General features: G+C 61.4%; 15 protein-coding genes. 6 read left to right on the top strand and 9 right to left on the bottom strand.

Going from position 1 to position 23,627, the window contains the following annotated elements:
- Positions 1-97 precede the first annotated feature (97 nt).
- Positions 98-1,816 carry a DUF885 family protein gene (locus IH944_07240; protein ID MCH7904348.1) on the bottom strand — a complete coding sequence of 573 codons (1,719 nt, stop codon included), beginning with the start codon at positions 1,814-1,816 and terminating at the stop codon, positions 98-100.
- A gap of 225 nt (positions 1,817-2,041) precedes the next feature.
- On the opposite strand from IH944_07240, the gene IH944_07235 reads away from it, so the two are divergent.
- A complete protein-coding gene (locus IH944_07235; GenBank protein ID MCH7904347.1) occupies positions 2,042-3,412 on the top strand; it encodes an NnrS family protein in 1,371 nt (456 codons plus the stop codon).
- Here IH944_07235 and IH944_07230 read toward each other — a convergent pair.
- The 3 genes from IH944_07230 to IH944_07220 all read right to left on the bottom strand — a co-directional run bounded on the left by IH944_07230 (position 3,409) and on the right by IH944_07220 (position 7,735).
- Positions 3,409-5,358 (bottom strand): right-handed parallel beta-helix repeat-containing protein, encoded by a 1,950-nt coding sequence (locus tag IH944_07230; protein ID MCH7904346.1) that lies wholly within the window; start codon positions 5,356-5,358, stop codon positions 3,409-3,411. The two genes, IH944_07235 and IH944_07230, sit on opposite strands and share 4 nt — an antisense overlap.
- A 12-nt stretch (positions 5,359-5,370) precedes the next feature.
- The gene (locus tag IH944_07225; GenBank protein MCH7904345.1) at positions 5,371-6,165 is read right to left on the bottom strand and encodes a sulfite exporter TauE/SafE family protein; all 795 of its coding nucleotides are present in this window, start codon (positions 6,163-6,165) and stop codon (positions 5,371-5,373) included.
- A gap of 331 nt (positions 6,166-6,496) precedes the next feature.
- On the bottom strand, positions 6,497-7,735 hold the full coding sequence (locus IH944_07220; GenBank protein ID MCH7904344.1) for a sulfatase-like hydrolase/transferase: 1,239 nt from the start codon (positions 7,733-7,735) through the stop codon (positions 6,497-6,499).
- A gap of 82 nt (positions 7,736-7,817) precedes the next feature.
- Between IH944_07220 and IH944_07215 the strand changes: the two genes are divergently transcribed.
- The 4 genes from IH944_07215 to IH944_07200 all read left to right on the top strand — a co-directional run bounded on the left by IH944_07215 (position 7,818) and on the right by IH944_07200 (position 12,783).
- Positions 7,818-8,798: a Gfo/Idh/MocA family oxidoreductase gene (locus IH944_07215; GenBank protein MCH7904343.1), complete on the top strand. Its 981-nt coding sequence runs from the start codon at positions 7,818-7,820 to the stop codon at positions 8,796-8,798.
- Entirely contained in the window at positions 8,795-9,637 is an 843-nt protein-coding gene (locus IH944_07210) for a sugar phosphate isomerase/epimerase (GenBank protein MCH7904342.1), read from the top strand. Before IH944_07215 ends, IH944_07210 begins: the two co-directional genes overlap by 4 nt.
- A 372-nt stretch (positions 9,638-10,009) precedes the next feature.
- The gene (locus IH944_07205; GenBank protein ID MCH7904341.1) at positions 10,010-11,998 is read left to right on the top strand and encodes a DUF2961 domain-containing protein; all 1,989 of its coding nucleotides are present in this window, start codon (positions 10,010-10,012) and stop codon (positions 11,996-11,998) included.
- On the top strand, positions 11,998-12,783 hold the full coding sequence (locus IH944_07200; protein MCH7904340.1) for an alpha/beta hydrolase: 786 nt from the start codon (positions 11,998-12,000) through the stop codon (positions 12,781-12,783). Before IH944_07205 ends, IH944_07200 begins: the two co-directional genes overlap by 1 nt.
- Here the strand turns inward: IH944_07200 and IH944_07195 are convergent.
- The 5 genes from IH944_07195 to IH944_07175 form a co-directional block, all read right to left on the bottom strand.
- On the bottom strand, positions 12,780-14,048 hold the full coding sequence (locus IH944_07195) for a carbohydrate ABC transporter permease (GenBank protein MCH7904339.1): 1,269 nt from the start codon (positions 14,046-14,048) through the stop codon (positions 12,780-12,782). The two genes, IH944_07200 and IH944_07195, sit on opposite strands and share 4 nt — an antisense overlap.
- Entirely contained in the window at positions 14,045-14,980 is a 936-nt protein-coding gene (locus IH944_07190; protein ID MCH7904338.1) for a sugar ABC transporter permease, read from the bottom strand. The genes IH944_07195 and IH944_07190 overlap by 4 nt, the downstream gene beginning before the upstream one ends.
- 30 nt (positions 14,981-15,010) lie before the next feature.
- Positions 15,011-16,390 carry an extracellular solute-binding protein gene (locus IH944_07185; GenBank protein MCH7904337.1) on the bottom strand — a complete coding sequence of 460 codons (1,380 nt, stop codon included), beginning with the start codon at positions 16,388-16,390 and terminating at the stop codon, positions 15,011-15,013.
- A 418-nt stretch (positions 16,391-16,808) separates the two neighbouring features.
- Complete coding sequence (locus IH944_07180; GenBank protein ID MCH7904336.1) at positions 16,809-18,077, bottom strand: DUF1552 domain-containing protein; 1,269 nt, start codon at positions 18,075-18,077, stop codon at positions 16,809-16,811.
- Between the two features lie 68 nt (positions 18,078-18,145).
- Positions 18,146-20,467, bottom strand: a complete 2,322-nt coding sequence (locus IH944_07175; protein MCH7904335.1) for a DUF1592 domain-containing protein — start codon at positions 20,465-20,467, stop codon at positions 18,146-18,148.
- Between the two features lie 140 nt (positions 20,468-20,607).
- Here IH944_07175 and IH944_07170 point away from each other — a divergent pair, with 140 nt between their 5' ends.
- Entirely contained in the window at positions 20,608-23,466 is a 2,859-nt protein-coding gene (locus tag IH944_07170) for a S9 family peptidase (protein ID MCH7904334.1), read from the top strand.
- Positions 23,467-23,627: the final 161 nt, after the last annotated feature.

The following is a 23,627-nucleotide window of genomic DNA, read 5'->3' as shown; positions in this document are numbered from 1 at the left end:
GGAGTTGGAGCAAGCACGGCCTACGATTCGGAACAGACCGTGACACCCGTGCACCCGCCTGCCAAATCCTCCCACACCTTAAAGCGTAGGTGTGAAGCTACGGGCTGCCGTAGAAGCGCCAGTTCGTCTCGAACTCCTTCTCCAACAAAGTGTCGGTCAGGATCGCGCGGAGCATCTCGATCGGCATGCGGTTCAGGCGGATGATGCGGTCGTGGAACTCCTTGTAGCTCAGCGGGCCGTTCTCTACCAGGTCGTTGCGGAGCGAGTTGATCTGCAACCCGCCGAGCAGGTACGCCGCTTGGTACAGCGGCATGTAGCTGCCCTCGAACGAGCGGCGGACCTCGGCTTCTGCGGTCTTCTGCTCGTGGCCGACGACGTTCACCAAGAGCTCGACGCACTCCTCGATCGTCATCTGCCCCAGATGGAAGCCGAGCGAGAACTTGATCCTGGCTGCGCGGTGCGTTCGCCAGAAGAGCATGCCAATCTTGTTCTCCGGCGTCTTCGGGAATCCAAGGTCCCAGAGCAGAATCTCCCAGTATAGCGCCCACCCTTCGGTCCAGAACGGCGTTCCGAACGCGCTGCGGTGCGTGTTGAACCGGCGGTTCATGTACTGCTGCATGTGGTGGCCGGGGATCAGCTCGTGGTGCACCGTCGCGCGCGCGAAGTGCTCGTTGTTCCCGCGCATGCTCATCAGCTTCTGCTCGTGCGTCATCGCGTCGGTCGGGTACGAGACGATGATCGTGCGCCCGCCCAGGAAGAACGGCGCGAGCAACTGCCGCTGCGGCGACATCATCGACATCTGCCAGCTCTGCTTGGCAAGCTCGGGGATGGTCATGAGGTCGTTGTCCTCCAGATACGCGATCGCCTCAAGCGCCAGGTCGCGGATCAGCGCAGGCTGGTCGCCGGGATCGACGTGGAGCGTCTTGACGTACTCCATCGCCGCCATCGGGTCGTCAAACCCTAGCTCGGTGGCGGCCTTTTTGAGCTCCGCCTTGCACCACGCCAGCTCCTTGTCGGCGAGCCGGACCAGCTCTTCGGGAGTGTAAGGGATCATCTCCTTCTTGAGATCGACCAAGAGTGCCTCTCGACCGACGGGATCGCCGACGATCGCCTCGTCGTCATCCTCCTTCACGCCTCCCAGCTCCTCGTTGACGTACTTGATCCAGGCCTCTAGCTCGTTGTCAAACTCCTCGTACGGCTTTCGCACCCACCACGAGAAGTCCGGATCATATCCGTCGTAGAACTCGAACCACGTCTTGAGCGACCGCTTCAGATCGTTGGCGATCCGCCCAGCCCGAAGAGCGACGAACGGCGAGATTTCGATCTCGTCCTCCTTCGCTGACTTCAGTTTTTCGAGAGCGTCGGCGAGCTGTCCGGCAACGCTGCGGGAATCGACGTTCTCCATCGCGCGCAGTCGCTCCATGAAGCCGACTATCATGTCCAGGAACGGCAGCAACGGCGACGCCTCGTTCAGGCGCTCAAGGTCGATGTCGGCATCGAGCAGTTCGTACTCGATACGATTGCGCAGAAGCAACCAATCGACGCGCCCTTCGACCCCGAGGTCGTCGAAGTCCACCGTGCCAAGGCTGTCCATCTGCTCTGCGAGAAAGACCTTCAGCTCGGCGAATCGATCGGCAGAGTGGGTCGTGAGGTAGAGCCGCTCGAACTCGTCGCGGTCCATCGAGAACCGCTCCACGATCGGGATCATCGCGTTTTCAAGCGCTGTGAGTTGTGTTAATTCGTTAGACATGGCCTTGATAGGAGCGGCCAAATCCCCTCCGGTTGTTCCGACGGCGAAGAGTAGGGCCGAGATCATGCGATTGAGTTTAGCCGAGTTAGGGAGTTCGGAGGTTCGCGCGCTTGTACCCGGGACTCGTGACTTCCCCTTGGAGGGTCGTCCTCCTGGGCGACCTTAGCTGGCACTTGACTCGATATTTCGCCCTCGCCGCTCGACCCGTCAACGACCGGCGTATGGTGGTTCCGCCAGCGCCTATGACGGGCGTCATAAACAAGCCTGACAAAAGAGTCCACCTTAAGATCAATGGCACAGCGGGAACTCAGCAGCCTTCGCTTGGTTCCGACTAGGATTCAGCCCAAGAAGCCGACGGACCGGGCGGTCGTCGAGATCTACCGTCCGTTCTTCTTAGCGGGGGTCGTCAGCGTGCTGACAGCAGGCTGCGCGCTCGGCGCTGTGGCGTTGCTCGGAATCGCGTTGCAGGGGAGCTACACAGCCTCCGCCTGGACCCCCTACGTACTCGCCCACGCCAACTCGCAGGTGTACGGATGGGTCGCCTTTTTCATCATCGGATTCTCGCTTCAGCAGCACGCTCCGACCGTCGAGCGAGTGCGGTCTTTCCACCGGCTGGCGTGGGGGTCGCTGATTCTGATGGCGGTCGGGATCGGCCTGCGGTTCGCCGCCGAGCCGCTCGTGCACGTCGACCGGAGCATCTGGATGCCGGTTGGAATCGGCTCGTGCGTTCTACAGGCGCTCGCCGTCGTGGTCTTCCTTTGGAACATCACCGTGAACCGCCACCGGACGGGCCAAGGCCTGACGTGGCAGTCCGCGTTCGTCTTCGCCTCGCTGGCTTACTTGCTCTTGATCGCCTTCGCCGAGCCGTTCGTCTTCGCCCTCACCCATCAAATCGACCCCGCGCAGAACGTCGCGTTCGTCGCGAAGTGGTTCTCGCCTTACCGCGATGCTCAGTTCCTCGGTTTCGTGACGATGATGATCTTCGGCGTCGCGCTGTCCAAGATGCACTCGTGCTTCGGCGCGCGCGAGGCCTCCCGTGCTCAGGGCCTAGCGGGGCTGGTACTTTGGAACGCAGGGCTGTTCGGCAAGATGGTTGGCTGGCTCTATTTCATCGAGCGCAACCTTGCGGCATCGGCTAGCTGGATATTCCACGTCTCGGGTGTTCTGCTGGCTGTCGGGGCAGTTCTGCTCGTGCTCGCTACCGGGATGTTCGAGCGGCTCGCCAAGCCTCTGCGGTCTCACAAGTTCATTCGTGCGGCGTTCGTGTGGCTGCTCGTGGCGGGCGTCATGCTCATCCTGGAGCCGTTGCACCTCAAGGCGACCGGGCAGCCGTTCTCCCACGCATACACGGGGGCTGTTCGGCACGTCCTGACCGTCGGGTTCATTTCGCAGATGATCATCGGCGTCGGCACCTACGTCGTGGCGCAGATGAACGGGCTGATCGAGTCGCGGCTGAGCCCATTGTGGTCGGTTTTCTGGCTCCTGAACGTCGGCAATGTGTTCCGCGTCGGGCTCGAGGTGATGACCGACTATACGGAGACGGCCTTCCTGCCGATGGGCGTGACCGGGTTCGTCGAGCTGACTGCGCTGGCCATCTGGGGCGCACACGTCGGCACGCACATGGTGCGGACCGCGAGGATCAAGGCGGCGTCGCCGGCCTAGTCGGGGCCGGGCACGTTCGAGGTCGGGCCGTATTTCCGGCCGTTGGGGGAGTTGAATCCCGGAATGGCTGCGAGGAGTTCGGCGGCCTCTCGGTCCATTGTTAGAACCCCGTTCGTCACCGTGAATACCGCTTTCGAGTCCGATGAGACGTTGCGCTCGATCGTGCCCCCGCTCTTGAACTGCGGCGCGAGGTCATCGGTGACCCTCCCTGCCCGAACCAAGACGTTGTCGGTCACGGTGTTCCTTTTCGGTGACATGGGATCGTCATCCAAGATATCTTCGATCCCCGGATAGCGGCGTCGCCAGACTAAGCTTTTATACGGAACGCGGTTGAGCAAATTCTTCAAGCTTTCGAAGCTGTCAGCCCTCCAGCCAAGGCCCCGCGCATCGAGGTGCATCGAGAGTCGGACGTCGACAAAGAGGTTGCCTGTAACGACGTTGTCGCGCCCGCCGCCGATCATCAGCCCCCAGAAGCAGTCGAGAAACACGTTGTCCAGCACTTTGATCCCGGAGATCAGGTCGTCCAGGTACACGCCGTTCTCGTAGATGTGCTCGCCGTGCAGGCGGTGGAACAGGTTTTCGCGAATCACCGTACCGCGCTCACTCCAATCGCGGTCGCCAAGGACCGCGCCACCGTCGCCGGTGTGGGTGAGGATGTCGTGGAAGTAGTTGCGCTCGAACGTGTGGTCGTTGCCGCTGAAGATGATCGCCGAGTGTGGCGCGTCCTTGAACTCGCACCTCGCGACGCGCATCCCGACGCCGCCGACGAGCACCCCCGGCCGGTATGTGCGAGCGCGGCGCGAGAAGTTCTCGAACACACAGTCGATGACCTCGTGGCTAGCCGGTGAAAGTCTGTCGCGGTCGCCGCCGTTGAGTATCACGCCGCCCTCGCCGAGATCTGAGAAACGGCACCGCTCGACGCGGTGCCCGGTGCCACTACTGATCTTCACCGCGTACCGGCCAAGGTTTCGAAACACGCAGTTTCGCAGAACGACGTCGCGGCCGCCGGTGATATCGACCGTAAACTGGCGGCTCGTCACAAACCGCAGACCTTCGACCGTCACCTCTTCGGCCTCGACGATGAGCAGCATCGGCTTCTTGTTCAGCGATAAGTGCGCCGTGCCGCTTGTCGACGGCCAGAAGAAAAGCCGCATGCGCTCGCGGTCGATGTAGTACTCGCCGGGGCTGTCGAGCTCTTCGAGCACGTTCTCGAAGTAGATCGGACGGTTCTCCCTGACGCCGTAAAAATGCGGCCCGCCGAGCGTGAGCTTGCCATCGCGATACGACTCGACTGGGATGCTCTCGTCGGCCCAGTCCCACATCCAGTAGCCGAACGCCCATACGTCTTCGAGGGTCTGCCAGCTCTCAATCCGCTCTTGCGGAAACTCGAACACCGCTTTTTTGCCACTGTAGTCGCCGAATCTTGGCACCGCGCCTTTGTCGGTCACTTTGCCGGTGCGGACGAACCCTTCGTTCGGCCAGCGAGCGAGCGTTTGGGCCTCGTCGCCGACGAACAACTCGACCGGCGCCATCGCTTCTCGGTGGTTCATCCCTCGTGCGATCAGCGGATCGATGGCAGCGATGCCGATCTCCCTGAGGTCGACCTGTAAGACGTTTTGGGACGCGGCCTTTGTCAGGCGGCGCTCGATATCGATGTCCAGGGATTTGATCTTGGACTTCGGTATCTCCAAGCCACCGCGCAGGACGACCCTGCCGCGAGCTTTGAGCAACAGGCGCGCCTTGTCCTTGCCGATCAAGATCGGCTCGGTGATTCGGTACTCGCCCTCGTGGACCACCACGATGTCGCCGGGGCCAGCGAGCCGGACACCCTGGGAGATCGTTGCGACCGGCGCGTTGCTCGACCCCGAGGCGCTGTCGTCGCCGTCGGGCGAGACGTGATAAACCGCTACGCTCGCTGTGAGACCAATGGCGATCAGCCCTAGCATTGAGACTTGAGTTTACTTGGGCGCAGCCAACAAAGTGTTACCGACCAGGAATACGCCCATCGTGAGGACGAACCATCCGAACGCTGGCTTGAGCTTCGCGCCTGATATCTTCTTTCCGATCATCCCGCCAACGACGATGCCAGCAACTGCGATAGTCGTCACCGTTCCAAGCAGCGCCCAGGCGATGTCGTTCGTAGCCTGAACCTCGCCGACGAAACCGACGAGCGAGTTCAGCGCGATGATCGAGAGCGACGTGCCGACTGCGGTCTTCATCGGCAGCTTCGCGAAGAAGACGAGAGCGGGGACGATGAGGAAGCCGCCTCCCGCGCCGACCAACCCCGTGATCAGGCCGATGAGCGCTCCCTTGACCGCCAGCTTCCACGCGTGGCCGTTCTCCTTTTCCGACTCGGTCATCCTGGGCCGGATCATCGCGACCGCCGCGAACAGCATCAGGGTGCCGAACAGGACGAGGATTGCGGCGTCCCTCGTGACCCCGGTCGCACCAATGCTGAACAGGGTGTCCGGAAGCGCGGGTACGACCAGTCGCCTCACCAGGTACACGCTGACAAGAGCGGGAAGCGCGAACAGCGCTCCAGTGCGGATCTCGACATGGCCGCGCCGAGCGGCGAAGTACGCTCCGACCACCGAAGTCACGCCGACGACGAACAGGGAGTAGCCGGTCGCCTGTGTCGCTGGGATGCTGAACAAGTAGACCAGTACCGGCACGGTGAGGGTCGAGCCGCCGCCGCCGATCAGCCCGAGGCTGAGTCCGATGAGCGCTGAGGCGATGTATCCGAGGGTTTCGATAGCTGTATTCTGTTCCTTGCGGGGGGTTGTACTGCAAGAGAGACTGAAAGCTGGCGGAACGGTTCGGGAGTTCGGGAGTTCGGAGCGCGGACTCTTAGTCCGCATCCAGGACCCCGGACTCTTAGTCCGAGGACGACTCCGGTCGCATCAGCCAATTAGCCGGGGCAAGCCCCTCGCAGACGAGCGGCGGCAAGCCACCGCACTCCGGAACGACAAATCGGAGCGCGGACTCTCCATCCTGAGCGGATCGAAGGATCGCATTCGGAAGCCCGGACTCTTAGTCCGAGGACGATTTTTGAAGCCTCGGTAGTACGGAGGAGGAACGACGACACTACCGAGGCTCTCTTCGGGGCGACTTGTCGAGCATTTGTTGCAGCATCGCCCGCATTCTGTCGTTTTCGATTGCGTTCTCCTCGAGCGGGTCGGAGAAGACGTCGTAGAGCCGGCCGTCGCCGTAGAGTTTGTACCGCACGGTCCGGACCCAGTCGCGCTCAGGGAAGGGTGCTTTACCGGGGCGGGGGTTGTAGTAGGTGTAGATGAACTCGCGCGGGGTGCCTGTCTCGCCCTGCGACTGGGGCCAAAAGCTGACGCCGTCAGTGAGACGATTGTAAGGTATTCCAGTGATTTCAACGAGGGTCGGCATGAAGTCGGAGAAGTCGACCAGGTCATCTACGACTGTCGCGCGCGCGACCCCGGGACCGGTGACGATGAGCGGGACGTGCGTTCCTGTATCGAGCGTCCCGCCCTTGGCCCCCTGCACATCTTTGCCGTTCCTCCTGGCGGTGATGCTGACGTGTGAGCCGTTGTCGCTTGTAAAGATGAAGACCGTCCGGTCGTCGATGTCGAGCTCTCGCAGCGCGTTCTGAAGCCGCCCGACCTGCCGGTCGACGTAGCGCACCAAATCGCCGAAGTTCTGCGGTCCGTCGGGCGCTGCGCGCTCTTGGCTGAGCGGGGTCGGCGTGAACGGGCCGTGCGGCAACACCATCGGGTAGTAGATGAAGAACGGTCGGTCCCGGTTCTCACGCATGAACTGGATCGCGTAATCGAGGAACACGTCTGGGCCGTAGAGGTCTGCACCTGGCTTTTGAAGTCTTCCGTCGACGTCGATCTGCGGGTTCCAGTACCGCGACCCAAGGTGTTCGACCTGCCAGAGGCAGTAGCTGTCGAAACCTGCGTCCTTCGGGAGTGTGCCGGTGCCAGCGTCGTCGCCTAAATGCACCGCGCCGTAGAGCTGCCACTTCCCGACTACGGCGGTCGCGTATCCGCGCTCTTTGAGCATGTGGGCGAAGGTGCGCTCGCCGGGGGGCAGGATGCTCCACTTGGTGTAGTTGCGCGCGTTCGAGAGTCCGGTCATGAGCTTGACGCGGCTCGGTGTGCAGAGCGGTTGGCTGTGACAGTTCTCGAACCGCACACCGACAGCCGCCATTGCGTCGATGCGCGGCGTATCGTAGCTCTCCCCTCCGTAGCAGCCGAACGCCTCGACTCCAACATCGTCCGCCATCACCAGAACGATGTTCGGCGGTCTGGCCTCAGGCAGCAAGACGACGAACCCCAGCAGCACGCTGATCACTGTACAGACACTCTACAGCATGTCGTGCCCAAGCAAGCCCGGATATCGCAAGGCGCCATTGAGTATCGTATCGCTGGCGGCAATGGTGAAGGTCGGACTGGTCGGATGCGGGTTCATGGGGACGATGCACGCGAACGTGTACAGTGTGCTCGATGGGGCGGACCTGGTCGGCGTATTCGACAAGAGCCCAGACAGGGCTTCCGAGTTCGCGGCTAAGTGGGGCGGCAGGGTCTACGGCTCATATGACGAGATGATCGTAGAAGTCGATATGGTCGACATCTGCCTGCCCACCTACCTGCACGCGGACTTTACGGTGAAAGCCTGCGAAGCCGGAAAGCACGTGATGTGCGAAAAGCCTATGGCGCTGTCTGTTTCGGATGCTGACCGAATGGTGGAGGCTTCTAAGAAGGCTGGCGTGAAGCTGATGGTAGGGCACTGCATCCGCTTCTGGCCGGAGTACGAGGAGCTGAAGGCAGCGGTGGACGACGGGCGGCTTGGGGCGCTGCTCTCCGCGAACTTCACTAGGTACGGCGCGTTCCCTTCCTATACAGTCGACCAGTGGGCTGCTGAGCCGGAGCTTTGCGGCGGTGCGATGGACATGCACATACACGACACCGACTTCGCACTTTACTTGCTCGGATCTCCTGACCATACGGTGAGCCACGGTAGCAAGGACAGTCGTGGCGTCGGGCACTTCTTCACGACAATGCGGTTCGGCGGCGTCGTGGTCCAGCTCGAAGGAGGCTGGAACCTCCCGCAGGGCAACCCGTTCCGCATGGAGTACCGCGCGGTGTTCGATCGCGGCTCGATGATCTACCGCGACGGCGAGCTGATGATCTACGAAGAGGGCAAAGACCCTGTCAAGCACGGGGCTGACCAAATGGAGGCCGAAGGCGCAAGCGGCAACCTCTCATCTCTCGGCGGCTACTACAACGAACTGGCGTACTTGGTGGATTGCATCGAGAACGACACACCGCTCGTGACGGTCACTCCTGAGTCATCCCGTGAATCCCTGCGCGTTGTGCTGGACGAAGTCGCGCAAATCGAGAGCAAACTATCATGAATCTGAAAGGCATCAACTACTGGTCGTACCCCGGGGACCCATCTCTCGACGACTTCTTCGCGAAGGCGAAGCGCGACGGCTTCGAGTCGGTCGAGCCGGCGATAGCCGACGCCGGTGAGCTGCACCTCGACGTGACGCAATCGTTTTGTGAAGATGCGGTCGCCAGGGCTTCAGCGCAGGGACTGCAGATCAAGACGATGGCGAGCGGCACGTACTGGGGCTACAACCTCGCCAGCGCCGAAGATGCCGACCGTGAAAAGGCCCTGACCGCGCTGAAGAAGATGTTGAGGATCACAGGCTGGTTCGGCGCGGACACCTTGCTCGTGATCCCCGGTGCCGTCGATGTGTTCTTCATGCCGGAGACGCCCGTGCAACCGTACGACCTCGTCTGGCAGCGCGCGGTCGAAGGATTGCAAAAGGTCTTGCCCATTGCGGCTGAGTGCAAGGTCAACATCGGCATCGAGAACGTCTGGAACAAGTTCCTGCTATCGCCGATGGAGATGGCGCACTTCATCGACCAGTTCGATTCGCCTTGGATCGGGAGCTACTTCGACGTCGGCAACATCATGCCTTACGGCCACCCCGACCAGTGGATCAGGATTCTCGGCAAGCGGATAAAGGCAATCCACGTTAAGGACTTCAGGCTGTCGGTCGGCACCGCCGACGGCTTCGTCGACCTGTGCGAGGGCGACGTGCCTTGGGGCAAAGTGATGGCGGCGATCAAGGAGATCGGATACGAGGGTCCGCTGACCGCCGAAATGATCCCGCACTACCCGAGCCACGCCGAAGTGCGGTGCGCGAACACCGCCAACGCGCTCAGCGCGATCATGGGCCGGTAGCTTTTTGGGAGTGCGCGGACGCTTCCGCGCTTTTCTATCGCAAGCCGCAGACGCACGGACAAACCCTTCGGGCCTGACCGTGCCACACGGGGATCGGCTCGGGAGTTCGGAGGTTCGGAGGCGCAAACTCCAGACACCGGACTTCCCCATGGAGGGTCGTCCTCTTGGGCGACCTTAGCTTTCGAGAGCGACATACTTCAAACTGAGGGCACGAGGACTGCGGGGCGCTCTCGGCCCCCTCCAAACCTCCCTCGGCCACCGGGAAGGGCGTCGAATGTCAGTCAGCAGGCCGGGGGAGGGATTTCGGACAGGGCGTGACAGACTTCATAGGACGGCGTTGCGCTGATCCCCCCGAGCGGCTAAACTCAGCGAATGCTCTCCCTCCTCTTGGCGGCGACGGTCTCCCAAGCAGAAGTCACGATCAATTCGATGCTGTACGAGATGGTCGATTTCGGTCGGCTGACGCGCGTCGCGGACCCGTATTACACGACGTCCCAAGCAAGCAGCTACGATCGTGGCAGCGTCTCGCCAGACCAGGAAGGCTGGTTCGCCAACGCGGATTGGGGCAAGTACATTCGAACCGAGGAGAAGGACGGGCGGACTGAGTACGTGATGGCCGACCTGACCGGCCCCGGCGCAGTCGTGAGGATCTGGTCGGCGAACCCGATGGGCACCATCCGGTTCTACTTCGACGGCGAAACAACACCCCGGATCGAGAACACGACGAGGAACCTGCTGACCGGCGAGCAGCCATCGATGGCCCCACCATTCGGTTACGGCGCGCTGCGTGGAACCAACCTGTACTTCCCGATCCCGTACTCGAAGAGCCTTAAGATAACCGTCGACGACACCGAGAGCGACGGCCTCCCTCGAATGTACTATCACATCGGATACCGCACGTTCGACCCTGGAACCCCTGTCAAGACTTTCGACCAGAACGACATCGACCAAGGGCGGATCAGCGAGACGCGGCATCTGCTGAGGAATCCTGACCAGCTTCAGCGACCGGGCGGGTCAAGAGCCTGGTCGTTCGAGTACCGCGCCGGCAAGGGCGCTTCCGCCGAAGTCGAACTGACCGGCGCATCCGCGATCACCGAGCTGATCCTGTCGCCGTTCCTGCCAGACCTGATTCCGAACATGCGGTGGAGCCACCCGCTGCAAGCCCACAATCTGCTCCGCAACCTGTGGCTGGAGATCGACTTCGACGGCGAGACGTGCGTCCGTGCGCCGGTCAGCGACTTCTTCGGATCGCCACCGGGATTCAACGCGTACGAGTCGTTCGCGTTCAGCGTGCGGGAGGACGGCTCGATGATCTGCCGGTTCTGGATGCCGTTCAAGAAAACCGCGACTGTGCGGCTCGTCAACAAGAACCCTGTGGACGCCTTGGGCACGATCCAGATCAGGACGAGCGCGTACCGCTGGGACGAGCGATCGCTCTACTTCCACGCGCAGTGGAGCACCGACCGCGGCAGCACCAGGCCGATGCGCGACTTCAACTTCATGGACGTGACAGGCGCGGGCCATTACGTCGGCAGCACCTACCACGTAGCCAACTCCGTCCCGGGATGGTGGGGCGAGGGCGACGAAAAGGTCTGGGTCGACGGCGAATCGTTCCCGTCAACGTTCGGCACAGGGACTGAGGATTACTACGGCTACGCCTGGTCCGACCCAACGCCGTACAGCGGTGTGCCGTATCACACACAACCGGTCACCGGCACCCCGAATAACTTCGGGCACATAGCCAACAACCGGTGGCACATCCTCGACCCAATTCCGTTCCGCAAATCGCTGAAGTTCGACATGGAGATCTGGCACTGGAACGAGGCACAGGTGAGCTACTCCGCGACGGCTTACTGGTACGCCACCCCCGGCTCCACAGGGCCGAGGGAGATCGACGTCGACGAGCTGAGCGTCGAAGAGCTTCTCCCGCCAGCGCCGGTCGAGGGCGCGTACGAGGGCGAGAAGATGACCGTCACCACGATGACCGGCGGCGCCCGTGAGCATCAGGGCGGTTTCTTTCAGCTTTCGGGCGGTCTACAGCTGTGGTGGATCGACGCCTCGCCGGGTGATCGCCTCGTACTTGAGTTCGAAGTCGATGAGCCGGGCGATTACAAGGTCATCGGCAACTTCTGCCACGCGCCGGACTACGGGATTCACGAAATCATCGTGAACGGAAAGAGCGCGGGCGAAATTGACTTCTTCGGTTCTGGAGTTTCGTGGAAGAAGATCGATTTGGGCACTGTCAGCGTAGAAGACAAGGTAGTTATCGAGGTAATCGTGATCGGTTCCAACCCGAAGTCAGCGCCAAAGCGTCATCTCATGGGGCTCGATTACGTCCTGCTCGAAAAAATCTCACGCTGATGAAAAACAAACTCGCCCCATACCTCGCGCTAGCGATGCTAGCGATCGGATGCTCCAGCGGCAAAAAGACCCCGCCCGTCGATATTGCCTCGTTCGACGGCATCACGTTCGAGGCCGCTGACGGAACTACGGTGTTCGCCAGACAGGTCGACGGCCCAGACGACGCGGAAACCCTCATCATCATGTTCCACCAGGCTGGCTCAAACATGGGCGAGTATGAGCCGATCGCCAGCCGCGTAGCTGTTCTGGGCTACGACTGCCTCACTGTAGATCTACGCTCCGGCGGCGATCGGTTCGAGCGCGATAACCTGACTCGATCTCAGTTCTCAAAGACGCCGACGTACGAGAGCGCCTACCAGGACCTCGAAGCCGCGCTCGCTTGGGCGGCGGACCTCGGAGAATGGAGGCGCATCTACGTTTGGGGCAGCAGTTACTCAGCTTCGCTCGTGCTGCGTTTGGCGGCTGAGCATCCGGACGACGTCAACGCCGTTCTTGCGTTTTCTCCGGGCGAGTACTTCGGTTCTGGCAACCCGGTCGCTGGCTGGAACGCGCGTGTGACGGTGCCGTGCTTCTTCGCCTCTACCGCGACAGAGTATGAGGATGAAGTCGAGTCGATCTTCCTAAGCCGCCCTGACACCGTCGTTCGACACGACTACGATTTCCTGGCTGCATCGCGCAAGGGCGTACACGGAAGTTCAGCGCTCCGCGCCGACAGAAACCCCGACTCGAGCGAGTACTACTGGGAAAAGCTAGAGGCGTGGCTTGCCTTCTTGCCTCAGGACTAGCCCTTGATCGCCCCCGCGAGCATCGCCTCGTGGATCTTCTCCTTCAGCAGCCAGTAGACGATCAGCACCGGCAGGACCACGATCACCATCGCCGCCATCAGCGCGCCCGTGTCGCCGAGGTACTGCGCCGTCATCTGGAGGCTGTCGAGGGCTCGCGGCAGGGTGAACCCTTCCCGGCTCCGCATCAGGACGAGCGCAAGGTTGTACTCGTTCCAAAGTCCGATCACGTTGAAAATGATCACCACGACCAGCCCTGGCTTCGCGAGAGGCATCATGATCTTCCAGAAGGTCGCCTGGTGGCTGCAGCCGTCCAGCATCGCCGCCTCCGCCAACTCGTCCGGCAGCTGGTGGAAAAAACCGGTCAAAACAAAAACTGTGAACGGCAGTGAGAACGCGATGTAAACAAGGGTGAGGCCGAACAGGTTGTCGTCCAGCCCCATGCTCGACATCTGGAGGAACAGCGGCACGATCACGAGGAACTGCGGAAACATCATCCCGCCGAGGAACAGCATGAACAGTGCGTTCGAGCCTCGGAACTTGTACTTCGCCAGCACGTATGCCGCCATCGCCGCTATCGGGATCAGCACGATCATCGTGGCGGCGGTGACCATCAGGCTGTTCAGGAACGCCGAGCCGATGCCCGTCGTCGTCCACGCCTCGACGTAGTTGCCGAACGCGCCCTGTCTGACTTTTGCTTGCGCCTGATCGGCGACCTCGCGAAGATCGGCTCGTATCTTGTCGTAATCCTTGCTGAGGCGCTCCTCCAGCGATGCCGCGCGGGGCGAGCCGTCAACGAGATCGCTCGCATAGGCGTCGAGGTTTCTCGCCAAGCGCTGTGAGCGGCTGACGAACTTGCCAGCGTCTCTGTACTCCGGTGCGAAGAGCCGGATGCGGTTGATCGCGCCTCCCGGCTCGATGAGGATGGTCTCGCCGTTCTCGCCCTGCTCAACAACAGGGTCGCTGGACATCGCAGTGAACGCCTTGGACAAATCGCGCACCCGACTCGCGCTAGTCGGGAACTCTTGCGGCAAGGCATCGACGTCGGCACGGAGCTCCTTGGCGGCCAGACTCAACTGCTCCTTCCGGTCGGCAAACTCCTTCGGCATCGACCACGGGCTTTGGTATATCTCTCGCGTCGTCTTGAACGAGCTGACCGCCATCCAGGCGATCGGGAAAACGACGATCAGGATGAAAACACCGAGTAGCAGGACTCGCGTGTACTTAAACATCCACCCGAAGACGACCTTCACGAATAGGAGCTTCACCGCCTCGCCTCCGTCGGGTCGCGGCGGAACAGAAGGATCACCAGCCCCGCAAGGGCCATCGCCACCACGAAGTTGACGACGCCGATCGCGGTGGCCTCGCCGTAGAACGAGTCTGGCGAGAAGCCTCGCTTATACAGGTAGGTGAGCGTGACCTCGGTCGCGCCGTCGGGCCCGCCGTTGGTCATGAGCCGGACGAGCGCGAACGTGTTCATGACAGCGATGACGATGTGGATCACGACGATCCGCCGCACCGACCAGATCAGCGGCCACGTCACCTTCCAGAACCGGAACAGCCCTGACGCGCCATCGAGTTCTGCGGCCTCCTTGACTTCCTCGGGGATCGAGCGGATGCCCGCGGCCAGGACCATGATGTAGAAGCCCAGCGCATACCAGACGAACGAGACTCCGACTGCGGGCAGCGCCGAAGTCGAGGCACCGAGGATTCCAAGCGAAAAGTCAAGGCCGGGGACTTCGATGCCCCAGGCTTGCAACGTAGGCTGAATGAGCCCAAGGCCCGGCGCGTAGATAAACTTCCACAGCATCGCGACGACGACGAGCGAGATCACGTGCGGGAAAAGATAGACGGCGCGAAGAAACTTCCCGAACCGCGAGTCGTCCTGCGTCGCGTGGGCGATCAGCAGCGCCAGCACCATGATGACTGACAGCGAGAAGACCAGAAGCCAGACGTTGTTCTTGAGCGACTGGAAGAAATTGTCGCTCCGTGCGAGCCTGTTGAAATTGTCGAGTCCGATGAAAGTCGTCTTCTGAGAAAGCCCGGTAAACCTGTACATCGACAGCCGGAACGCGTTGACCAGCGGCCACAACACGAAGAACCCGTACATGAGCAATGCGGGCGAAAGGTAGAAGATGGCGAACCGCCCCCGGGCGGTTCGGAAGAAGCCCTTCGACGACGCAGAGCCGCTCTTGGTCAAGCGTGGCCCTCCGTCTGGTCGCGCACGGCACTATCCAATCTTGTGCTTGACGATACGGTCGTCGTTGCGAGTGTCTTCGGCCTTGACCTCGAGCCGGTCGCAGAACTGTTGCGCGCTGATATCGCCTGCCAGCAGCGCTGACATGGCCTTTTCGGCCTCCTTGGCCAGGTCCGGATACCAGAACCGGTACTCGGAGTGCCACTTGGTCGTCGATTCCTCGAACAGGCGCGCTGGGGTGATCAAATGGGGCGGGTAGATCGCCTCCTCCAGGCCCTTGATCGCCATGAGCGTGCCCTTTTCCTCCACGAACTGTAGCGCTTTGTCCTTAGAGGTGATATACCGGAAGTAGTTGACGCCGTGATCCTTGTTCTTCGCCTTGCTCGGAATGATGAACGGCTCGATGGCGACCATCAGCGCGCTCTTGTCTCCCTGCCCGTTCTCGAACGGTGGCGGAAGCATGAACTCTGCGACGAGGCCGGGGGGCCAGGCGCTCTCCATCTCGGCGTAAAACCAGGTTCCTACCGGAACCATGCCGGCATCGCCCGCCAAGAATCGGGTTTCGGACTGGATGTGGTCCATCGCGAGCGATCCGTCGAGGAAGAAGTCGCGCTCGCGCATGGTCTCGACCGACTGAGCCGCCCTCAGCATATGTTCGGACAACCAGGCTCCGGGCACTAGATTTTGGCAGTCGTTCCAGGCGTCGATCCCACCCGAACTGATAACCATGGGGTAGATGAACCCGTACAGCATATAGTACGGCCACTGGCCTTGGAAGGTCAGCGGCGCCACCCCTGCGGCTTTCATTTTTTCTCCGAGCTCCAACAGCTCTTCAAAGGTCGCCGGCGGCTCCCACCCCTGTGCGTCGAACATCGTCTTGTTGTACCACCAGCCGTTGAGGTTGACGTGGAACGGGAGCATGTACTGCTTGCCTTCGAACTGACCGAGCTCTAGTAGCTGTTCGTCGAACGTCTCTCGCCAGGTCCCTTCGTCGGAGTCGTATGGCGTCATGGCGAGGTAGGCGTCCATCGGTTCAACCTGGCCGTCGAACACGAGGCTCCAGTAGTTCATGCCCCATCCAGGCCAAGTGACGTCGGGCGGATTGCCTGCGACGAAGTCCGACCTGAGCGGCTCCCACAAATGCGGGTCTCCTACCGTCTTGACCTCGATGCCGTGCTCTGCACCGTACTCCTCGCCCGCCTCTTCAAAAAAGTCGTGGCCGTAACCGCCACTGAACACTTTGATATCGAGTGGGCCGTCGGTCTGAGAAGCCAAGTCAAGCGTGGCTGCCTCGACGGATCCAGTGGAGTCGCCACCCGAGATTGCCTGGTCGTCTGCTTCTGAATTGCCACAGCCTGCGATCAGCAAAACGGCCGATGCGAGCCCGAGGGGAAAGAGGATCTGTGTCTTCATGCTTCTGCCTCAAGCCGGATTCTACTCGCGCAGCGGGTTCAGTTGCCGTTTGGGAGTCCCGAGTCTTCAGCCCCGAGTCCCAAGATGCGGGTTTCCACCTCCGAACGACCGAACCGCCGAACCCCCGAACCGTTCCCAGTGTGCCACGGTCACGCCCGAATCCCTCCCCCGGCCTGCAGACTGCCGCTCGCCGCAAACTGCCGTGGTCGGGGGAGGTTAGGAGGGGGCAGTTGGTACTTTGCGAGCCCAGGAATCTGCGTTCGAAGTCTGTCGCTATCGAAATCTAAGGTCGCCCAGGAGGACGATCCTCCACTGGGGAGCTGCGTCGTACGAGGTACGAGGCAAATCCGAACACAGTTGGCAGTTGGCTGTTATCCGAACAAACCCGAACGTCCAACAAACCCGAACCTCCGCCCCCCTACAACAACTCTTTCAGATTCCCGTTCGAGTCGCCCAGCTGTTCGACGTCGACGCCAACTTTGTCCAGCAAGGTGACGAACAGGTTGTTCATCGGAGTCTGATTCGGGAAAACGAGGTGCTGGCCGCTCTTGATGCGGCCGCCGCCCTTGCCGCAGAGCAGAATCGGCAGGTCGTCGTGGTTGTGCCGATCGCCGTCGCTGATCCCTGCGCCGTACACGAGCATCGAGTTGTCGAGCAGCGTTCCGTCCAGTTCGTCGATGCTCTGCATTTTCCGAAGCAGATACGCGAGCTGTTCGACGTGGTACTCGTCGATCTTGCGCTTTTTCTCAAGCTTGTCAGCCGCTTTGCCGTGATGCGAAATCTCGTGATGCCCTTCGCTGATGCCGATCTCCCGATACGGCCTATTGCTGCCGTCGTTGGCGTACATGAACGTGCAAATCCTGGTCAGATCAGCCTGGAACGCGAGCACCATCATATCGCTCATCAGCCGGATGTGTTCGCCGCGATCTCTCGGCCTACCCCTGCCCGGCACCTCAACGCCGACGAGTATGTCGTCGAAATCCCGCTCTTCAACATCGACGATCCGCCTCTCGATTGCTCGCAGGCTCTCAAAGTACTCCTCTAGCTTCTGCCTGTCCCTCGTGCCCAGGCGAGGCATCAGCTTTTCAGCATCTTCCATGACGAAGTCCAGGATGCTCTTGTTGTACAGGGTGCGCTTGGCGCGAGCCTCGGCCTCGGCCAAGTCTTCACCGTTGCCGAACAGTCGCTCGAACACCAGTCTCGGGGTGATCTCTTTGGCGTTCGGCGTCTCGGCAGCGCGCCAAGAGATGTTGCTGGAGTACGCGCACGAGTATCCGGAATCACAGCTTCCCGCCATCGCGCCCTGCTCGCATCCGATCTCAAGAGACGGAAACCGGGTCCGATCGCCTATCGCCTGCGCCGCTACCTGGTCCACGCTGATACCGCAGCTGATGTCTGCACCTGCGGTCTTCTTTGGGTGTACGCCCGTCAACCATGTGGCGGTAGAGCGCGCGTGGTCGCCGGGGCCGTCGCCGAGCGCCCGAGCGTTCAGCTGAGACAGACCGGTGAGCACATTGACGGAGCCTTGCACAGACTCCAACGGCTTCAGTATCGTCGGCAGGTCGTAGTTCGCTCCCGTCGTCGATGGGCGCCAGTGCTGCATGTGCATCCCGTTGGGCACGAACAGGAAGGCGATTCGATTTGGGCGGCTCTGAACAGACTGCGCCATTGCGCCGAGCGGCAGCATCGACTCGAGCAGGGGCAGGCCGACCGCAGTGCCGATGCCTTTCAAAAACGTGCGTCGTGGAATTGGTTTCACTGTCTTGTCACCTTCTCAGTTGTTCTCTTCAGGAACGTGTCGCTCACGACGATCTGCTTGATCAGTTCGCGTATTTTATACCCTCGCTCTGCGACCACCGTCTGAATCCGGTCGATAATCTCATCATCGGTCGGCTTCATGCCCCGCCCGACGCCGTACGTCATCATTTTGGACGCTAGGGCGCGCACGAACTGATCGCTATTCGCCAGCAGATACGATCTTATACCTTCTACGCCGTCCACCTTTGTACCGTCAGGCAGCTCTCCCAGGTTGTCGATCGGGCGGTTGGCCTCGTCTACGTCGCGCCACCGGCCGACTCCGTCGAAGTTCTCCAGGCTGAAGCCCAGCGGGTCGATCCTCGCGTGGCACGAGGCACACATCGGCGCGGTTCTGTGCTGCTCCAAGCGCTCTCTCAGCGAACTTGCCGCTATCGCCTCTCGACTGTCTTCCAAGACGCCAACGTTGGGTGGAGGCGGTGGCTGCGGGGTTCCGAGGATGTTGTCGAGAATCCACTTTCCGCGCTTCGGCGGCGACGTACGGTTAGGATTGCTCGTAACGGTCAAAACGCTGCCGTGCGTGAGCACGCCACCCCGTCGTCGGTCGCGAAGCTCGAAACGGCGAAGGTGATCTCCGGTCACTCCCGCGATCCCGTAGTGCTCGGCCAGCGCAGCGTTGAGAAACGTGTAGTCGCTGTCGAGCAGCCGGAGCACGCTGCCGTTGTTCCGCACAAGGTCTTGGAAGTACATCGTCGTCTCGCCGATCATGCTCGCCTTGAGTTCATCGGTGAACCCCGCGAACACTTCTTCGTCCGGCGACAGCGTCTCAAGCAGCCGCAGGTTGAGCCACTGAGCAGCAAAGTCCTCACCAAGTGCATCCGCCTTCTTGTCGGCCAACATCCTATCGACTTGCGCCCGCAGCGTCTCCGGATCTCGCAGGCGACCCTGCCGAGCGAGATCGAACAGCTCTTCGTCCGGCATCGAGCTCCACAGGAAGTAGCTGAGCCGACTCGCAATTTCGTAATGCCCCAGCCACTCCTGGCCATCGCCTATCGGGGTCGAGTCCAGCTCTGCCCTAAAGAGGAAGCTCGGTGAAACGAGCACGGCCTGAACAGCGACTTGGATGCCCTTCTCGTAGCTGTCGCCGCTCTTGCGAACGAGGTCGTACACCTTGAGGAGGTTCTCGACCTCCTCGCGCGTAACGGGCCGACGGAACGCTCGCTCGCCGAACGACGACAGAACCCGACGCGCCGCGCTTCGATGCTCGAGCAAGGCTGGCGTGACGAATACGATCGCGTCGTGAGACTTCGGATTGCTTTGAACTCCGTGGGGACCCGTTATGACCAGGCTTCTGACGTAAAGGTTGCGATCCCGTTGGCGCGGGTCCGCCGCATCGGGTCTGTAATAGTCGTTGATGAACCCGACGCTAATCTCGGCCACGCCCACCGGCAGGTTCGTCGGTACTTCGTACTGGAGCGGTTTTGCCCGAGTCCCCTCGACGTCGAACGTTGCAACGACCCGACCGTTGACGCGCACCTCCAGTTTGGCGATCTCGGGCCCGGCTTGCTGGGCCCAGGCGGTCACTTTGATCGCGTACTCTCCGGGGGTTTCGATCCGTTGCCGAGTAGTGGCGCGCCCAACGCTGTAGAACCCGATGTCGCCGTCGGGAGTCATGTTCGAGTTCCCAGAAGTCGTCAACTCTGACGCGTCCAGGACGATCTCGCGAAATGCTGGGAGGGATATCGCCGTCCTGGCCAACAACCCAGCGGCAGCGAAGTACTTCTCCATCAGCAGCGGCGAGATCGTCAGCACGTCCCCGATGTTGTCGAACCCGTAGCCGACGTCGTCGCTCGGGAAGTCGTCCGCTGGCGTCAGGTCTACGTACAGCAGGTCGCGAACGGTGTTGTTGTACTCGCTCCGATTGAGCCGCCTGATCGTCACGCGGTTCGCCCCACCAAGTGGTGAAGACATTGCTCGGTCGATCCAATCGACGATAAGGTCTCGCTCCTTCTGGCTCGGCTGATCCGCCTCGGGCGGCGGCATGTGGCTGGTCGCGACGAAATTGCGAACCTGGTTCCACCTATCGGGGTCGCCAACGACTTGCGTCAGATGTGTGATCCCGTCGATTCCGAACCCGGCGGGGGCGTCGTCGCCGCTGTGGCACGGCTCGCAGTAACGCTCAATAATAGGTCGAACTGTGTTCGTGAATTCAGCCTGAAGGTCGACTGCCCCGCTGTCCTGCGCCTCGACCTGTCGCGGGGAGATGACGGACGCCAGCACGACCAGCCCGACAGCTGGAAGAATCATTGGGTATCGGCGCATGAACCGTCTAGTCATTATCTCTGCTACCGAACAGTGTATAGCAATTCTCGCTCTCGCACCACCCGCGCCGGGTTCGCGCAGTCAAGATTGCACCTAGGTATGCTCGAATCCGTCCACGCTCCCTGCGACAAGGATCATCCATGCGACCAACCCCGTTCAAACAGCTTTTCTTGGTTTTAGCCCTCTGCGCAGTCGCCATTGCTGCTGCTCAGAAGAAACCACTCACCCACGACGTATATGACGGTTGGCAGTCCGTAGCCGGTACGCGACTTTCCAACGATGGCGAGTGGATACTGTTCGGCGTCGCACCTCAGCAGGGCAACAACGTCTACCACGTCAAGAGCGTCAGCGGCTCGACCGAGTACACGTTCGACCGTGGCAGCAACGTCCGGTTCAGCGAAGACTCCAAGTTCGTGATCGCGACGATCGTGCCGGACTTCGACGAGGCCCGCGAGGCCACGCGCAAGAAAGTCAAGGCGGTCGATCGGCCGAAGAACGGCCTGCTGATCCTCGACCTAGCCACGGGCGAGAAGACCGAGTTGGAGAGGATCACCTCCTACTCCATCGCAAGCGAGGACTCCGGCTGGTTCGTGTACCGGCCCGAAAAGCCAAAGCCCGAGCCGAAGAAGGAGGAAAGGAAAGACCCCGCGCTTGACCAGGAAAAGCAAGAGCAGGAAGAGGAGCAGGAGGAGGAAGAGGAGGAAAAGAAGAAGAAGGGCCACGGTGACGGGTACAAGATCATCGCCCGCAACCTCGCTACCGGTGAGGAGATCGTGTTCCTCAACGTCTCGAGCTACACGTTCAACAAGGACGGCTCGCGGCTGTACTTCGCCTTCTCGCCGAAGGAGATCGTTGGGCACGGCGTATACGCGCACGAGTTCGACGATGAGAGCGAGACGAACATCACGATCATCGAAGGGCTCGGAAAATACAGCCGCATCAGGCTCGACGAAGAAGGAAAGAACATCGCGATCCTGACCGACAAGGACGACTACCGCGCCGAAAAACCGTCGCACTCGATCTACGTCCACAACGTCGCGGGAGGCACGACCAAGAAGGTCGCGCAGGCCGGAATGGACGGCATCGCCGACGGCTGGTGGGTTCCGTCCGGGGCCAGCATGCGTTGGAGCAAGGACTCCCAGCGGCTGTTCATCGGCTTGCAGAAACGACCCGAAGAGGAGGAAGAGGAGGAGGACGAGACGCCCGACGACGAGAAGGTCAGCCTCGACGTTTGGTCGTGGACCGACCTGATTCTCCAGCCTCAGCAACTGCTGAGGGCCAACTCAACCCGCAACCGCCAGTACGAGGCGATCGTCGATATGGGCGACGGCTCGATCTCGCAGTACGAGAGCGAAGAGCACTTCTCCGTCTCACTTCCGCCAGACGGCGACGGAGACTACGGGATTTCGATCAAGCCGATCACAAGCGGCGCGGGCCTGACCCCCGACAACGTCTACCTCGTTGACCTGAGCACCGGCGAAGCGCACTTGCTGTTCGAAGAGTACTGGGGCAGCCTCGGCTGGTCGCCGACCGGTCGCTGGCTCTTCGGTTTCGATACGAAGGTCAAGCGCGCGTTCGTCATGGATCCCAGGACGAAGCGCAAGATCGACATAACCTCGCGCGTGCCAGAACCGATCTACAACACCGAGGACGACCGCCCGAGCGGCGGCAACCTCTACGGCGTAGCGGGTTGGAACGAGGACGACTCCGTCGCCTACGTCTACGACAGGTACGACCTTTGGGAAGTGCCGATCTTCCACGGCGAGGCGCGAAACATCACCGCCGGTTGGGGCCGCGCGGCCAACATCAGGCTCCGGTACCGAAACCTCGACCCCGATGCCGAGTTTCTCGATACGAGCCAGCCCGCGCTGCTGACGGCGTTCGACAACAAGTACAAGGACGCCGGGTTCTACAAGGCGAACTTTTCCACCGGCCGCAGGCCGCAAGAGCTGACGATGGACGCCGCCTACTACGGCTTTGTGGTCAAGGCGCGCGACGCGGACGTGGTGCACTTCACTCGCGAGACGTTCCGCGATCCGCGAGATGTCTACGTCAGCAAACTCGACTTCGAAAACCCCAAGAAGATGAGCGGCATCAACCCTCAGCAAGGCGAGTACCGCTGGGGCACGACAGAACTCGTCGAATGGGTCTCGCTCGACGGCGATCACCTTCAGGGCATCTTGCACGTCCCCGACGACATCGACTACTCGCAGAAGTACCCGATGATCACCTACTTCTACGAGAAGAGCTCCCAGAACTTGAACCGGTATCGCACTCCCGCGCCCAGCGCGAGCACGATCAACATCAGCTACTTCGTCAGCAACGGATACGTCGTGTTCATGCCGGACATTCCGTACAAGATCGGCTACCCCGGAGAGAGTGCGGTCTCGGCGGTCGTCACCGGAGTCAGCCGCGTACTGGCCGAACACCGTTACGTCGATCCCGACAAACTCGGCATCCAGGGCCAGTCGTGGGGCGGCTACCAGGTCGCGTACCTCGTGACCGAGACCGATATGTTCGCGGCGGCGGGCGCGGGTGCGCAGGTCAGCAACATGTTCAGCGCGTATGGCGGCATCCGCTGGGGCTCGGGGCTCGTGCGCCAGCTACAGTACGAGAGCGGCCAGAGCCGCATCGGCGGAACGATGTGGGAGTACCCGCTGCGGTACCTCGAGAACTCGCCGATCTTCTTCGCCGACAAGATCAAGACCCCGCTGCTCATGATGCACAACGACAAGGACGGCGCGGTCCCGTGGTGGCAGAGCATCGAAATGTTCACGGCGCTCCACCGAATGCAGAAGCCAGCCTGGCTGCTTGTCTACAACGGCGAAGGCCACAACCTGCGCCAGCGGAAAAACCGCAAAGACCTGTCCGTGCGCCTCTCGCAGTTCTTCGACCACTACCTGAAGGATGCGCCGATGCCGGTGTGGATGGCCGAGGGCGTCCCGGCGACGGAGAAAGGCAAGACGTACGGCTTCGAGCTGACGGACGGAGGGGGATAGCCCTTTCGGAGTGCGCGGACGCGTCCGCGCTTTCCCTAGCGCACGACTAGAGGGTTCGTATTGGTTCGGGTTTGGTTCGTACTCGGGTGCCACGGTCTGACCCGCAGGGCAGGCCGTACGGGCGGAAGCGGCTTGCCCCGGTTGCCTGTGCCAAGCCTCGG

Source organism: Armatimonadota bacterium, assembly GCA_022563855.1.
In the GTDB taxonomy this organism is placed as follows: domain Bacteria; phylum Armatimonadota; class Fimbriimonadia; order Fimbriimonadales; family Fimbriimonadaceae; genus JADFMN01.
The sequence above is the reverse complement of the archived record's forward strand: the minus strand, read 5'-3'. Positions and strand labels throughout refer to the sequence as shown.